Source organism: Salinisphaera sp. G21_0, from assembly GCF_017744115.1.
Lineage (GTDB): Bacteria > Pseudomonadota > Gammaproteobacteria > Pseudomonadales > Endozoicomonadaceae > Endozoicomonas.
Genome location: NZ_JAGHQW010000006.1, coordinates 77,618 through 90,557, shown reverse-complemented (window position 1 = coordinate 90,557; position 12,940 = coordinate 77,618). Strand labels below are relative to the sequence as shown.

The 12,940-nt window shown below is 46.6% G+C and carries 11 protein-coding genes and 1 pseudogene; 8 read left to right on the top strand and 4 right to left on the bottom strand.

Annotated elements, in window-relative coordinates; genetic code table 11:
• Positions 1-11: 11 nt before the first annotated feature.
• The 3 genes from J7439_RS04630 to gshB form a co-directional block, all read right to left on the bottom strand.
• A complete protein-coding gene (locus J7439_RS04630) occupies positions 12-584 on the bottom strand; it encodes a YqgE/AlgH family protein (RefSeq protein WP_209200659.1) in 573 nt (190 codons plus the stop codon).
• A 70-nt stretch (positions 585-654) separates the two neighbouring features.
• Positions 655-1,545, bottom strand: coding sequence for an energy transducer TonB (locus J7439_RS04625; RefSeq protein WP_209200658.1), 891 nt, complete (start codon positions 1,543-1,545; stop codon positions 655-657).
• Positions 1,546-1,705: 160 nt separating this feature from the next.
• The gene (gene gshB, locus J7439_RS04620) at positions 1,706-2,665 is read right to left on the bottom strand and encodes a glutathione synthase (RefSeq protein ID WP_353622996.1); all 960 of its coding nucleotides are present in this window, start codon (positions 2,663-2,665) and stop codon (positions 1,706-1,708) included.
• A gap of 174 nt (positions 2,666-2,839) precedes the next feature.
• On the opposite strand from gshB, the gene J7439_RS04615 reads away from it, so the two are divergent.
• From J7439_RS04615 to traF, 8 genes and pseudogenes are all read left to right on the top strand, one after another.
• Positions 2,840-3,487: a hypothetical protein gene (locus J7439_RS04615; protein WP_209200657.1), complete on the top strand. Its 648-nt coding sequence runs from the start codon at positions 2,840-2,842 to the stop codon at positions 3,485-3,487.
• A complete protein-coding gene (locus J7439_RS04610; protein WP_209200656.1) occupies positions 3,484-4,170 on the top strand; it encodes an AMP-binding protein in 687 nt (228 codons plus the stop codon). Before J7439_RS04615 ends, J7439_RS04610 begins: the two co-directional genes overlap by 4 nt.
• Positions 4,171-4,174: 4 nt before the next feature.
• Positions 4,175-4,864 carry an AMP-binding protein gene (locus tag J7439_RS04605; protein WP_209200655.1) on the top strand — a complete coding sequence of 230 codons (690 nt, stop codon included), beginning with the start codon at positions 4,175-4,177 and terminating at the stop codon, positions 4,862-4,864.
• Positions 4,860-5,078 (top strand): annotated as a pseudogene (locus J7439_RS26900) (AMP-binding enzyme); the annotation flags it as partial. The gene J7439_RS04605 and the pseudogene J7439_RS26900, both read left to right, overlap by 5 nt.
• Positions 5,079-5,129: 51 nt before the next feature.
• The gene (locus J7439_RS04600; protein ID WP_286198196.1) at positions 5,130-5,936 is read left to right on the top strand and encodes a hypothetical protein; all 807 of its coding nucleotides are present in this window, start codon (positions 5,130-5,132) and stop codon (positions 5,934-5,936) included.
• A 4-nt stretch (positions 5,937-5,940) separates the two neighbouring features.
• Positions 5,941-7,212, top strand: coding sequence for an aminotransferase class I/II-fold pyridoxal phosphate-dependent enzyme (locus tag J7439_RS04595; protein WP_209200654.1), 1,272 nt, complete (start codon positions 5,941-5,943; stop codon positions 7,210-7,212).
• A complete protein-coding gene (locus J7439_RS04590) occupies positions 7,202-8,056 on the top strand; it encodes a DMT family transporter (RefSeq protein ID WP_209200653.1) in 855 nt (284 codons plus the stop codon). Before J7439_RS04595 ends, J7439_RS04590 begins: the two co-directional genes overlap by 11 nt.
• A 206-nt stretch (positions 8,057-8,262) precedes the next feature.
• Entirely contained in the window at positions 8,263-9,423 is a 1,161-nt protein-coding gene (gene traF, locus J7439_RS04585; RefSeq protein ID WP_209200652.1) for a conjugal transfer protein TraF, read from the top strand.
• Positions 9,424-9,536: 113 nt separating this feature from the next.
• Here traF and J7439_RS04580 read toward each other — a convergent pair whose 3' ends face one another.
• The gene (locus J7439_RS04580) at positions 9,537-12,887 is read right to left on the bottom strand and encodes a SidE phosphodiesterase domain-containing protein (protein WP_209200651.1); all 3,351 of its coding nucleotides are present in this window, start codon (positions 12,885-12,887) and stop codon (positions 9,537-9,539) included.
• Positions 12,888-12,940 lie beyond the last annotated feature (53 nt).

Genomic DNA, 12,940 nt, shown 5'->3' with positions numbered 1-12,940 from the left:
TCAAAAGAAACTTATGCATGGCCAACCTGATCAGAAATCAGGTTGATATTGACACCCAGTGTACTGGCAGCTGCACTCAGTCTCAGGTGGTAAGGCGTATCGAAAACAATGGATGGATGGGCCTCACAGGTCAGCCAGACATTCTCGGAAATTTCCTTTTCCAGCTGACCCGCGCCCCAGCCTGCATATCCAAGAGCCACCAGTGCCTGCCTCGGGCCTTTGCCTTTTGCCATTGCCACCAGTACATCGGTTGATGTAGCCAGTTGCAGCCCGGGGCATATCTGCAAGCTGGCATCCCAGCTGGATTCCCCTGAATTCAGCACAAAACCTCTCTCCTGGGATACCGGGCCTCCAGAGTATACCGCGTGCTGACTCACGCCTGACTGCTCATGGTGATCAATGCCAATCTGTCGGAATATCTCGCTCATCGGCAGAGTGCTTGGTCGATTCACCACAATACCCAGGGCACCTTCCGGGCTGTGCTCACAGATAATGGTCAGCGTTTCAGCAAAGGAAGGGTCTGCCATGCCGGGCATGGCAATCAGGAAGTGGCTTTTGAAATTCTGGAAAGGGACGCTGCTCATAGCGGCAGTATCAGGGTAAAGGGCATTTATGGCAAGTCTTGAACCTATATTCCCGCAATACAACAGGCCTTTACTGACTGAACAGTCGATCCCCCGGCTCAAAGCGCCAGGTACGGATGATCTCGACGATATCATAGCTCTTAAGCGTGTCGTCAAAAGGGGCAAAGGGCGAAGCCATTCTGACAATACGCACCGCAGCATCGTCCAGAACCCGATAACCCGATGAGTCCAGTATCTCAACATTTGACAATGTGCCATCCCGGTTGATGGCAACCATTAAGCGCAACTCGCCATAGAGCTTCTGCCTACGTGCCTTTTCCGGGTAGTTGATGTTGCCCACCTTCTCAACCTTCCGCCGCCAGGACTCTTTGTAAAATGCCCCGGCCTCCTGCAAGGTTGAGGCCGCTGTCAGCCTTTTGATACGAGGGCGTTTGGCAAACTCCTGGCGCTGCTGATGGAACTGGGCTTCAAGGCTGGCAATTTCATTTTTCAGGTCAATGTGCTTGCGTGGCTTGTCTTTTTCAACGGCAATGGGTTCCTGCTTTTCACGGTCGTCGGTTGCCGAAACTTGCTGCTGGCTCTTTGCCCTGGTGGTAATACGGGTCTGTTCTGTTACGGCTTGCTCTGGTTGAGCCGCGGTTTGTGACTGTGGCTGGACTTCCTTGATGGTGTCTTCCTGAAACTGTGCCTGCTGATCACTGGAGGGCAATGCTTTTTCATCCAGAGTACCGCTGCCCTGTTGATTGATCTGGGCCAGGTAGTCGGCTTCTTTGGGTTTCTCTTTGCTTTGATAGCTGGCCAGAGTCACTTCCAGGGTTGGCGGAGGGGCAGGCTTGTCATTAAAGCTAAACGTTACGCCCAGCACGATCAGAACGTGCAGAACCCCCGCCATAAAAAGGGTAAAACCCAGACGGTCTGCCGTCGATACTGCTGCTGATGAAATGGTCGCTGGCTGAGTCATAGCTTTCTGATTACTGCTTTCCCTGGTGAAGCCCGATAGCAGAGCCGTCCTGATTACTACAATATGAGCCCTTTTATCAAGGGCTCCCGGGAGGCTAACCAACTTAAGACTATAGGCAAGATTCTGCTGGAAAAAAACAGTCTATAGAATAATCGTCTGGTCAGGGCCTGGCCTTGAGCTTTTCCTCAATCTTATCCATCAACTGACCGGCGATATTGAGTGTAAACTGGTTGTCCAGCTCACGGATACAGGTCGGTGAGGTAACATTGATTTCTGTGAGGTAGTCGCCAATAACATCCAGCCCGACAAAGATCAGGCCTTTCTTGCGCAGCTGTGGCCCTACCTGACGGGCAATCCACAGATCCCGCTCGCTCAGGGGCCGTCCTTCACCGGTCCCGCCTGCGGCCAGGTTGCCCCGGAGTTCCCCGGCAGCCGGAATGCGCGCCAGGCAGTAGGGAACGGGTTCCCCATCGATCATCAGGATGCGCTTGTCACCGGATTTAATATCCGGGATAAACTTTTGAATCATGGCCTGACGCTGGCCCATTTCCGTCAGGGTTTCCAGGATCACGCTTAAGTTCGGATCATCTGTCCGGGTCCGGAAAATAGAGCTGCCGCCCATGCCATCCAACGGCTTCAGCACCACATCACCATGTTCTGCTGCAAACTCTTTCAGCAGCCTTGGACTGCGGGAAACCATCACCGGAGGCGTGCACTGTGGAAACAGTGTGGCAAACATTTTTTCGTTGCAGTCACGGATACTGCGGGGGTTATTCACAATCAGAGTACCTGCCGCCTGAGCCTGTTCCAGCAGGTAAGTGCTGTAAATGAATTCCATATCAAAGGGCGGGTCCTTGCGCATCAGGATGACATCCAGCGCATCCAGCGGCATCTCCCGGCGCTCATCCAGTGCAAACCAGTTTTCAGGGTCAGCATTGACGGTTAACGGCTTAACGCTGCCCATGGCAATACCTTCTTTCTGATAAAGATCGGCCTGTTCCATGTAAAACAGCTGCCAGCCTTTCTGACTGGCCGCCAGCAGCATGGCAAGGGAGCTGTCTTTTTTGTAATTGATGGAGGCAATAGGATCCATCACAATGCCGAGTTTCAACGCTTTCACAATATATACCTTTTATACTATCCAGCAGGATTCAGGTTAACTTCTCTATTTCCAAACGTCATGAACATAAAGACATTGCGTTTCAGTGTCTGCTGAGCGTTATTGCTATGAACTTTTTGGCGAGTTGTACTGTCAGACAAGCAACAAAAAATAATCGAGTGGTACTGGCCGCTGATGGATTCACATATTGCTCAAAATATGCTGAACAGTCAATCACTGCGGTTGACAGCTCCTTATTTACAGCATGAGTCAGGCGTTCTGCAAAATCTTATTATTAGCGATACAAAAATAAATAATATGGTGGTTGTCGGGTCTGGCCCACTTACCTTTCGAAATCTAGCTATTTCACATGACATAGGATATTACGCTGTAGATCCATTTTATCGTGTCAATAGTGATGCGAATGTAATCAACTTCATAAATTTACACTTTGAATCTATTACCAGAAGCCAGATCACTAAAGAAAATGTAATTTTTGTGTTTTGGTTTAATGTTGCATTTTATATTAAGGATTTTTCTGAATCAGTCAGACGTATTGTTAGAAAAGGGGATATCCTATTTATTTCATCATGGGGGAATGGAATACAATCAAAGGCACTGTTAAAAAAATACCTGAAAAGTGTCTACCAAACCCGGGATGAAGGTACGATTGAAATCATGGTTGACAACATCCTGAAATTCCGCCCTGTTGAATCCTTGGCAGATTGGTTGTGTGAAAAGAAATGCAAAATTGATCAATACTCAAATGCCTTCAATGATATAAATATTATTTTTACCGATTATGTGTCACAGTTTGAATCAACAGGTGTTAATGCTAAATGAATGGAAAACCGCAAAGCTTACTTCACACACCCATATTAATGGCTATTGATCAGTACACTGATCATATTGCCGTCATTGAAGAGTCAGGCTTAAAGGTTACCTATCGGCAATTGAATCAATTGCTAACTGGGTTTACCAGGCTAATCTGTGCGCTTCAACCTGAAAATGTAAACGTAGCACTTATTGGTGTTCTGTCTCCAGTCAATCATCTGAGTATTTCAGCGATATTGGGTATTCTCAATGCCAGATGTGCTTACGTACCACTGGATGATCAATCCCCTTCAGAAAGGCTGAACAAAATAATAGATAATACCCAAATGAAACTATTGCTGGCTGATGGAACCCTGCTCAGCAAATTCCCTGAATTGGTAGACAATGACAACATAGAAAGAATAATTACCTTTGGTGACTCAGCATTGAATCCGGGTAATTCTGGAAATCATGAAAAGCCCTCTGAGAAAATCATCTGCTTTTCAGATTTCATCCAATCACCATCCACTGACATAGACGAACAACCCCATCATTTGTCAGAGTCACTTTGTGGTCATAGTGACGATTTAGCCTATATCCTGCACAGTTCAGGATCAACCGGCGTGCCGAAGGGAATCATGTTGTCCCATGGCAACGCCAGGGCATTTACGGATTGGATGCAAAAGGAGTTTTGTTTGTTTGACCTGTGGTGATGTTGTGATATCCAGAGCTCCGCTGAAGTTTGACCTGTCCGTATTTGATATTTTCAATACCTTATCCGCTGGTGCAGCGCTGGTCTGTTTTGACTGGCAAAAACAACGTTCTTCTATTGAAAAACACAGGGACTATGTCTCATTACTCAGGCGGGAACGTGTATCCATATTATATACAACACCCTCCACATTAATAACGCTTGCGTATCGAGGAGGGCTTGGCCAAAACAGCACCAGTCTTCGTCAGATTATTTATGCAGGTGAGCCATTTCCGGTGGCTAAACTACGTCACCTGATGGAATCATTACCGGATACCCGGTTCAGTAATATTTATGGCCCGACAGAAACCAATATTATTACCAGTTTTCATATTGCCCCCGGAGATTTGGATAAACACCAGAACGCTATACCTTTGGGTGCCGGGGCAGATCACAGTGAAATCCTCGTGGTCGATGAGGCCAGGGTGTGCCGAGCTGGCGAGGTTGGTGAAATATGGTGCCAGGGTCCTACGGTATGTCATGGCTATCTGAATATGCCGGACCTGACCAGAAAATATCTGGTAACCAGTCCTTTTGCCCAATATCCGGGCAAGTTCTGGAGAACCGGTGATTATGGTTTCCGGGATAAACAGGGAGTGCTGCACTATCGTGGTCGACGGGACCTGATGATCAAGCTGCAAAGGATATCGTATTGAGTTAGGAGAAATTGAATCGACGCTTGCCAGTATCAGTGGAATATATGAATGCTGTGCCGTTTTTATAAAAGACCAATGCCGGATACATTGCTTTTACTCAACCATCAATAACCTGCCGATGGCGGAAAAAACAGTTATTCGACAATTAAAAGAACAACTTCCAATCTATATGATTCCCTCACATTTTCATTACCAATCGGATTTACCCAAAACATCTTCTGGAAAAATTGACCGGGTAACTCAGTGTAGAGGCATCATTAGTGTGATGAACAATAGCAAAATTAAAGAGGTTATTTTTACTGCTAACCAGGCATGGAAATTACTCTGCTTTGATGAGCTTCATAGTTACGACAATTATCAGATCTCCTGGCTGCAAGATGCTGACCGGCCATATTACAACTGTATACATATTCATGACGCACTGGCATACAGTGAGTTGCAGACAGCTGAAGCCTATTTCACAGAACGATCAAGCCTTCCGAGAGTTTATACTCATACTGGCACTGACAGTGAATATATCAAATTTTTAAAGAGTGAAGGTTACATCGAATTACCTGAAGAAGAAGAGCTTTGGTATGAGTTCCCCATAGAAAACATGCATGCACCGTTGGAATTGGGTAATCTTTATAAAAAGTCATTGTCTGAAATTGATATCAGGAAGATTGATACTGAAAAAGATGAGCTGAAATACTTTATGAAACTAAATCAGGAGCGGAACAACATTCCGTCATCATTGGCAGAACAGTTCACCGAAAAAATCAGGAAAAATAGCAGGGATAAGAACAACTCCCTGGAATGTTTTTCTGCCTGTTTCGGGGATCTTACAATTTCCATTGGGACAATGAGCTGCATCAACGGGCTGGCTTTTCTATCAGAAGGCGCAACTGATATCCGCTTTAGCCGACTGGGTTTGTACTCAACTATGTTAGCGTTTCGAATTAATCTTGCTTATCAACGGAAGTGTCGGTTTGCATACGTTCGCTGCGATAAAGAGGCATGGTCCAATCAGGGGTGTATGAAACTCGGTTTTTCTCGATTTCTCAATCGTCAATTGTGGGAAAAAAGGAAATAAGATTATGAACCTCGAAGATGAAATTATTGAAATTAATCAATCAGAGAATCGTCGGGCTCACATATATGCCATGCTGGGTAAAATGAAACAGTATGATTTAACGGCGGTGAAAATTGAGGGACGAAGAATCTGGGTTGATGAAGATCACTCGGTGATTGATTTTGCCTCATGTAACTATCTGGGATTGGACCTTGATGAAGAGATGCAGAACGATATCCGCGGTGAAATCGTGAAATGGGGGGTGCATCCAAGCTGGTGTCGTCTGGTGGCCAGCCCGGCAATTTATCAACAAATTGAAAACCAGCTGGCTACGTTGATTGGTGTGGAGTCTACCTTGATTTTTCCTACCGTGACACTGATCTCCATCGGCGTGCTGCTCGCACTGGTGGGTAGGGGAGGAGTGCTTATTCTGGATAAATCCGGTCATGAAACCATGTACGAAGCGGCGAAAATAGCCAGAGACAGCGGGGCAACATTACTCTCCTTCCCACAAAATGACCTTGAAACATTAGAGTTACACCTCCAGAAGCACCAGAACAATAAGCGAAAAGTCATTATGATTGATGGCGTTTACAGCATGAGTGGTGATTTTGCCAGGGTACCGGCTATTGTTGCGCTTGCTAAAAAGTACGACGCCATTGTGTATATAGATGATGCCCATGGATTCGGTGTCGTGGGAGAAAACCCCACATCAGCAATGCCCTACGGGCAGCGAGGCAATGGTATCGTCCGTTATTACGGGCTTGACTACGAAAACATTATCTATGTGGGGGGATGCTCAAAAGCTTACTCATCCCTGGCGGCGTTTGTTGGTTGCTCAAAAAAAATGCAGAGCTTTATCAAGGGTTTTTCAACGCCTTATGATCTTTCCGGCCCCTGCCCGACAGCTTCACTGGCCACCCTGGCGAAAGGTCTGGTGATCAACGAGCACCGGGGAAACCAATACAGGGAAAAACTGTTCGCTTTAACCCACAAGTGCATTAATGGTCTGAGGTCAATGGGTTTTGAGGTGATAAATCAATCCTGGTTTCCGATTATTTTTGTCAGGATAGGTGATAATCAGGACACCATAGAAACTGCAAATCTACTGTTTGAGAAGGGCATTCTCGTTACCGTTTCACCCTATCCGATGGTGGTTATTGGCCAGGAGGGGCATCGTATTACGTTAACGGCTGCCAATACGCCGGAAGAAGTTGAAGAACTGCTGGCCTGCTTTCAAAACATTCGGGATTACCTGATCAACAAACACAGTAATAATGCTATTTATGAAACCTGAAAGAGCAAAAGGCATCCTGCTATGTCTTGCAAGTGTTCTGTTTATGCATTTAACCGATGTTGTTATCAAGCTATCGGGTAATAGCCTGTATTTAAGTCAGGAGCTGTTCCTTCGTTTTGCCTCATCAGCACTGCTATTACTACCCTTCATTTTTTATAACAAGCAGTATCGTCAGTTAAAACCTGCAAATGCATTCCTGTTAATACTGAGAGCAATATTAATTTATTCCGGAACCTTTTTCTGGTTTCAGGGAGTGCAACGCAATCCTATTAATCTGGTAACTGCAGTATCTTTTTCAATTCCACTGATGACATTGCTGTTTTCTTACTTGATTTTAAGTGAACCATTAAGTGATGTGAAAGTCATCGCTAACTTAATCGGTTTTTTCGGGGTTTTAGTCGTGATTGATGGCGGTTTTGGCAGCCTTGGCCCGGGTTCTGTAGTTTATCTTCTGATAGTGGCTGTCAGTTACTCCCTGTTCGCTGTGGTTAGTAAACAATGTGCAAATAATGAAGATGTATTCAGCACTTTATTTTTCACCTCACTATTGGCTGCACTTCTTGCTGGCTCAATCACCCTTTTTCAGTGGCAGGAACTGACGACTATGGCTATTGGCAGAGGCGCATTACTGGGCTTGCTTGCCAATCTCACCTCCTTTTTTCTACTAAAAGCATACACTTTGGCAGAAGCGTCATATCTGGCACCTTTTATCTACAGCGAGATGATTTTGTCATTAATTTCCGGTTATTTTTTATTTCATGAGGAGATATTTATGCTCACTTTAGCCGGAACTGCGCTGATTATGCTAAGCAATCTACTGCTTTGCTGGAAAAGTGAACCATGAGATGAGGGAATAAACATGGGCTCGAAGGGGGACTGATACAGTCTTTATTCAGGGTATGGCGTTGATGCCCTTCTACTCCGCTCAGGACCAACGGAGTTTGGAGATCAATGATAGTTACCTTGAAACCCTCGCTGCCAATACTCTTTGTGCCGTGGTAGTCTGGTAATAACGGACAACAATAAAACTAACAAAGCAGGGAGCATTTCATGAAACTTAACAAAATAGCCGTTGCGACCACAGCCGTCTTTCTCTCCGGAGCTGCTCAGGCGTTTGATGCCAGGACAATAGCTCAAGGTGGAGCTGGAGTGGCTGTCGGGGATTACACACAGCACATTCTAAACCCTGCGCATTTGGCGTCCTTTGATCAAGATGATGATTTTGGTGTGAATCTTGGTATTGGTGTGCTTTTACAGGATAAAGATGATCTGGTCGACACAGCCGACAAAGCAGCTGATGCCGTGAATGCACTTGCTGACACGACGGGTAATTATCAGGCAAAGGCGCAACTGGCTCTGGACTCTTTAGATAACCTGGCCAATAAATACCTGAGCGTCGAAGCTGGAGGGAATGGATTTATTGCTATCCCGAACAGTGTTATGCCGACAAGCCTGTATGTTAGCAGCGCCCTGAAAATGTCGGCAGGAGTTGGTGAGATTAGCGCTGGCGACAGGGGTGAGATACAAGATGCCATAAACAACGGTAATAGTAGTGCTGTGACAATTGATGATCTGGAAACTCAGGTTGAAGCCAGCGCAGTAATGACTGTTGACGTTGGTATCGCTGTCGCCAATGAAGTAGACACCGCCTTGCCTGGCAAGTTAAATATTGGTGGGGTGCTCAAATACCAACAAGTAACGTTGATCGACTACAGTGAGGCAGTTGCGGCATTCGATGATGATGCTCTGCTGGATACAGAGTCCAGTCACAGTAACTTCAATATCGACCTTGGAGCAGCCTATCAACTTAATAACACACTGTCTTTTGGTCTTACGGCAAAAAACCTGATTGGCAAAACCTATAAGTCAAAAAACTCAACCTCTGAGTATAAGGTAAAGCCTGAGTTAACGGCTGGTGTGGGTGTAGAACACGGTATCGTGTCCGTAATGGGCGACCTGCAGCTCACCTCGACCGGTGGCTACGGTGCTGTTCAGGAGAGTCGCTATGCAAGTCTGGGCGTTACCCTGGACTTCTGGGAGCATGCACGCCTCTCGGCAGGCTATCGGACTGACCTTGAAGATAATTCAGCGGATGTGCTGACAGCCGGTGTCGGTTTGTCGCCATGGGATATATTTGGCCTGAATGCGGCGGTTATGGTGGGCGAGGATAAAACCTACGGCGCTGCGTTGCAATTCAGTGCAAAATTCTAAGCCAGGGCCGCAATTTACCTTCACAACATGTGAAAGGATGAACCCCGGGAAAATGCCACAGACGTACACTATCGTGTAACGTCTGTGCCATTTTTGACAACTAATGAAATATATCAAGGCATAATTACAGCGGACGTTTGTATGAAGCCACTCCTCCGTCGTTTAGGGGCAGGGCCGGTATTGTGGTGCCCGGCGTCATTATCAGGCTCGGCGCATTGCCTTTTGCTTCGTTTTGGCACCATTCTGTATAAGGTTCTCCCTTCATGGTCATCAGCCACCACCGCAAGCTCACGCTCATTAAGTATCTTAGCGCCGACACAGTCCGGTTGTTTGAGTATCTGCTCCAGCTCAGATTGTCGCGGCGTGCCAATGGCAGGCAGGATGCCCTTCTGTTGCAATCGCCTGATCTCTGCCTTAAGGGCCCTGTCGGTAGCTGACGATAGCCATTTTGTTTCCAGACTGGGCAGTTCCTCGGCAACGACAATAATCTTTTCCTTCAGGGTCATGGTGGGTAAACGAACTTGCCACAGCTCCTGCTCACTGTGCAGCTTTCGATAGGCACCGGCGAAGCCGATACCCGGGTCCCAACAATCCGGTGCTGGAGTACTATCCTTGTGCCTGGAATGCTCCGCAAAGCAGGGCTGGACCCCGGCTTTTTGCGCGATAACGAGCCGCACCAGGTCATCCAGACTTTCGCGCAGGCACACATAAGGCTCGGGTGCCCGTTCAATCCGTAACCGTCGTTTATCGTTATCAACCGACAGGCCGTATTTACGTGAGAACGGGTTGACCTCGCTGTGGTTATGCCAGCCCCCGGTGATGCTGGCCAGATTCCGGAACGTCAACAGTGCTGCCTGGATCAGCTGCGTGAACTCTGGATGATTGACCACGCCCAGCAGCTCAATGGCTTCCGGGTGAAAATAGCCGTCATTGAGTGTTGCAGCAGTCAATTTTGCTGAACCCGCTGTCTGTTTAATTGCGGGAAAGTCGGGCCTGGGCGGATAAACCCGCATGATGTCAACGGTATCACCAAAACGCAGCACCCGGCGCAGTAGTAATTCCTCTTCCGGGCACTGGTCATCGGCGGTGAAGGGTGCCGGCACCGGGTGCATTTTATTACTGTTTTTATTGCGCAGCGCATCGGCCACCAGGGCAATCAGCGGTTCGGGGTACTGCTGCAACTCCCTCATATCGCGCAGAAACAGTTCGGCGGCACGCAGCTCTTCATTTTCTTTGGCTTCAACTTCAGCGACAGCGTCGTGGTACAACTCGGCAATCGGGATTAACTCTTGCAGTGGCTGATGCAGCTTCAGTAATTTTTTGAAGGGCAGGTGAAAGTCGGTGAGTATCTCCAGCAGAAATTCAGTGGCCAGTTGCGTACGCAGGGCGTGGTCCAGTCCATGGAAATGACGATAACAGGAATTTAACCCCGCAGCGATGATGGCTTTTGCCTGACTTGGATGGGGACTCTGATAGTAGTGCTGGCCAGCCTCCAGGGTAAGCGCCCGATAGCGCCCCATGCGTTGAGACTCCCGTTGATCAAAGATCGGCGGTGTGGCCAGCAACGCCTCCAGCCAGTCGAATCTGAAATCCTTGCCCGGAAATCGGTTGATAGCCCTGTACTTGTCTATTAAGTACAGTTCATCCTGATAAAAGATAGTACCCTCATGCAACCGACTCATGGTAGATGATATACAGCGTACATAATCCCACAACGCTTTATCATTGTATCGCTGGGTAGACAAGCCCTTTTCCAGTACCTGCTTCAGGGCCAGACCGCTGGCTTTTATAGCCAGATAAAATGATGTGTAAAGTTCATCACTGAAGATTTGCCGACACTGTCGTTGAACCCGGCCGGCAGGGTACCGTTGTTCCAGTACTCTTGCCAGTGTATTCACCAACTTGCGAAATCGCTTCAGGATTTTATCAGGATCAGTAACAATAAACGTGGTGGAATTAGAAACGATTTGCCATAACGTTTCGTAACGTATGATCTTGAGTTCGGCCTCGGACAATAGGTTTTCCCGATAAAATTTCCTGGCGGCAATTATCGGAAAAAGGCTTAGACTCACCTTAAACCCCCAGCCAGCGAAATTAATTCGTGAGCCATTAGCAATCAGCAGACAACATACCAGCGGGTTATATAAGGAATCTTCGCCTTGCAATATTACCGGGACAAATACATTTTTTTTTAACAGTGCTCTGCAGATCTTGCCTTGCGCGGCAAAGGTGGTCCGCATTAACTTCCGGGAACGATTCTTGCCAATATGGTGCCGGAAAAAATCATCAATATCAGGATACTTGTAATCTTTACAATCTTGATAGGTAAATACGGGATTATAAGTCAATTGATCCATGAGTGTTGTCGGTAAGCCGATGCGGTTAATCAATTCATCATCTATTTCGGACAGCATGGTAACGGCTTTGTCGGCTTCCAGATTAACAATGGCCTGCTTGATACTTGCCATATTTATGGGTTGAGGTGTATTTGCTACAGCATTCACGCTATCAGGAATATTGTTCATCAATAGCTGCAAGAAGCGCTTATAGCCTGCGTGAGCCAGCAAATTAAAGAGCTTGCGTTCTTCGTCAAGGGATCGGGGGTAGCGGGTAAATACTCGGGCGTTGTCTGCTATTTTTTTGAGCAAAGTACCATTAAGTTCTACCGGTGGCAGCAGTCCCCCCCGAAAGCTGTCATACAGAAAAATAACTGCGGGCTTTGTCATTTGACCAGCATCGTCACCGGATTCAAGGAGTAAAATATTCTCCATAAACCTGGCGATATTAATAAAGCACTGCTCCCTTCTGAAATCCAGCAGATATCCGCAATGGGTCTGGTCAAAGTTATATGGGCAGATGATCTCCGGGTAGTCGTTAGCATTCTCAACCTTCTGCAATAATGGCTGATGCAGTAAATAACCATCACGACCAACATGACCTGAGGAGCGAGTCAGGAATAATGATTCATCCCGGCATTCCATTGTTTTATCTTTCAATATGGCAAAATCGGTAATTTTTTTTAAGCCTGCATGAGTCGTTTCCCCTTTTTTGTCAGTCGCGCCGTCCCGTTTATAAGCCCACTTCATAATGCCATCAGCTATCGGTTTATGAACGGTTACCACCCCATTGATCACGATATCTTTCCATTCATTCAAATCAGAAACCGGCTTTACAACCACACGTTTACTGCCGGGGAACAGGCAGCTGAATGGCCTGAATTTTGTTGACCTGGCATTAATTTTTGTTCTTTCAGCCAATATTTTTTTTACATCAACAACACGTATGGTCAAGCCAAGGTTACGATAAAATGAAGAAACCAGGGTGGATGCTTCAGATTCACCATGGCATAAATATTCCGTATATTTTCTGGATTTAATCCCGCTAGCATCTTCTGATGATGACAGAGAATTGCTATCCGTTGCGGTATTAACCAGTTGAAAGGTTGCCTTAACAGGTAGAGACATAACAACACATACATTCTCGACTAATAATATTTTCTACTTATCGGAATTTGAAA

Bases quoted from the DNA above. Each gene is read 5' to 3' on its own strand.
- J7439_RS04630 (WP_209200659.1), bottom strand. From the start codon at position 584: ATGAGCAGCGTCCCTTTCCAGAATTTCAAAAGCCACTTCCTGATTGCC.
- J7439_RS04625 (WP_209200658.1), bottom strand. From the start codon at position 1,545: ATGACTCAGCCAGCGACCATTTCATCAGCAGCAGTATCGACGGCAGAC.
- J7439_RS04615 (WP_209200657.1), top strand. From the start codon at position 2,840: ATGGATTCACATATTGCTCAAAATATGCTGAACAGTCAATCACTGCGG.
- J7439_RS04610 (WP_209200656.1), top strand. From the start codon at position 3,484: ATGAATGGAAAACCGCAAAGCTTACTTCACACACCCATATTAATGGCT.
- J7439_RS04600 (WP_286198196.1), top strand. From the start codon at position 5,130: ATGAACAATAGCAAAATTAAAGAGGTTATTTTTACTGCTAACCAGGCA.
- J7439_RS04595 (WP_209200654.1), top strand. From the start codon at position 5,941: ATGAACCTCGAAGATGAAATTATTGAAATTAATCAATCAGAGAATCGT.
- J7439_RS04590 (WP_209200653.1), top strand. From the start codon at position 7,202: ATGAAACCTGAAAGAGCAAAAGGCATCCTGCTATGTCTTGCAAGTGTT.
- traF (WP_209200652.1), top strand. From the start codon at position 8,263: ATGAAACTTAACAAAATAGCCGTTGCGACCACAGCCGTCTTTCTCTCC.
- J7439_RS04580 (WP_209200651.1), bottom strand. From the start codon at position 12,887: ATGTCTCTACCTGTTAAGGCAACCTTTCAACTGGTTAATACCGCAACG.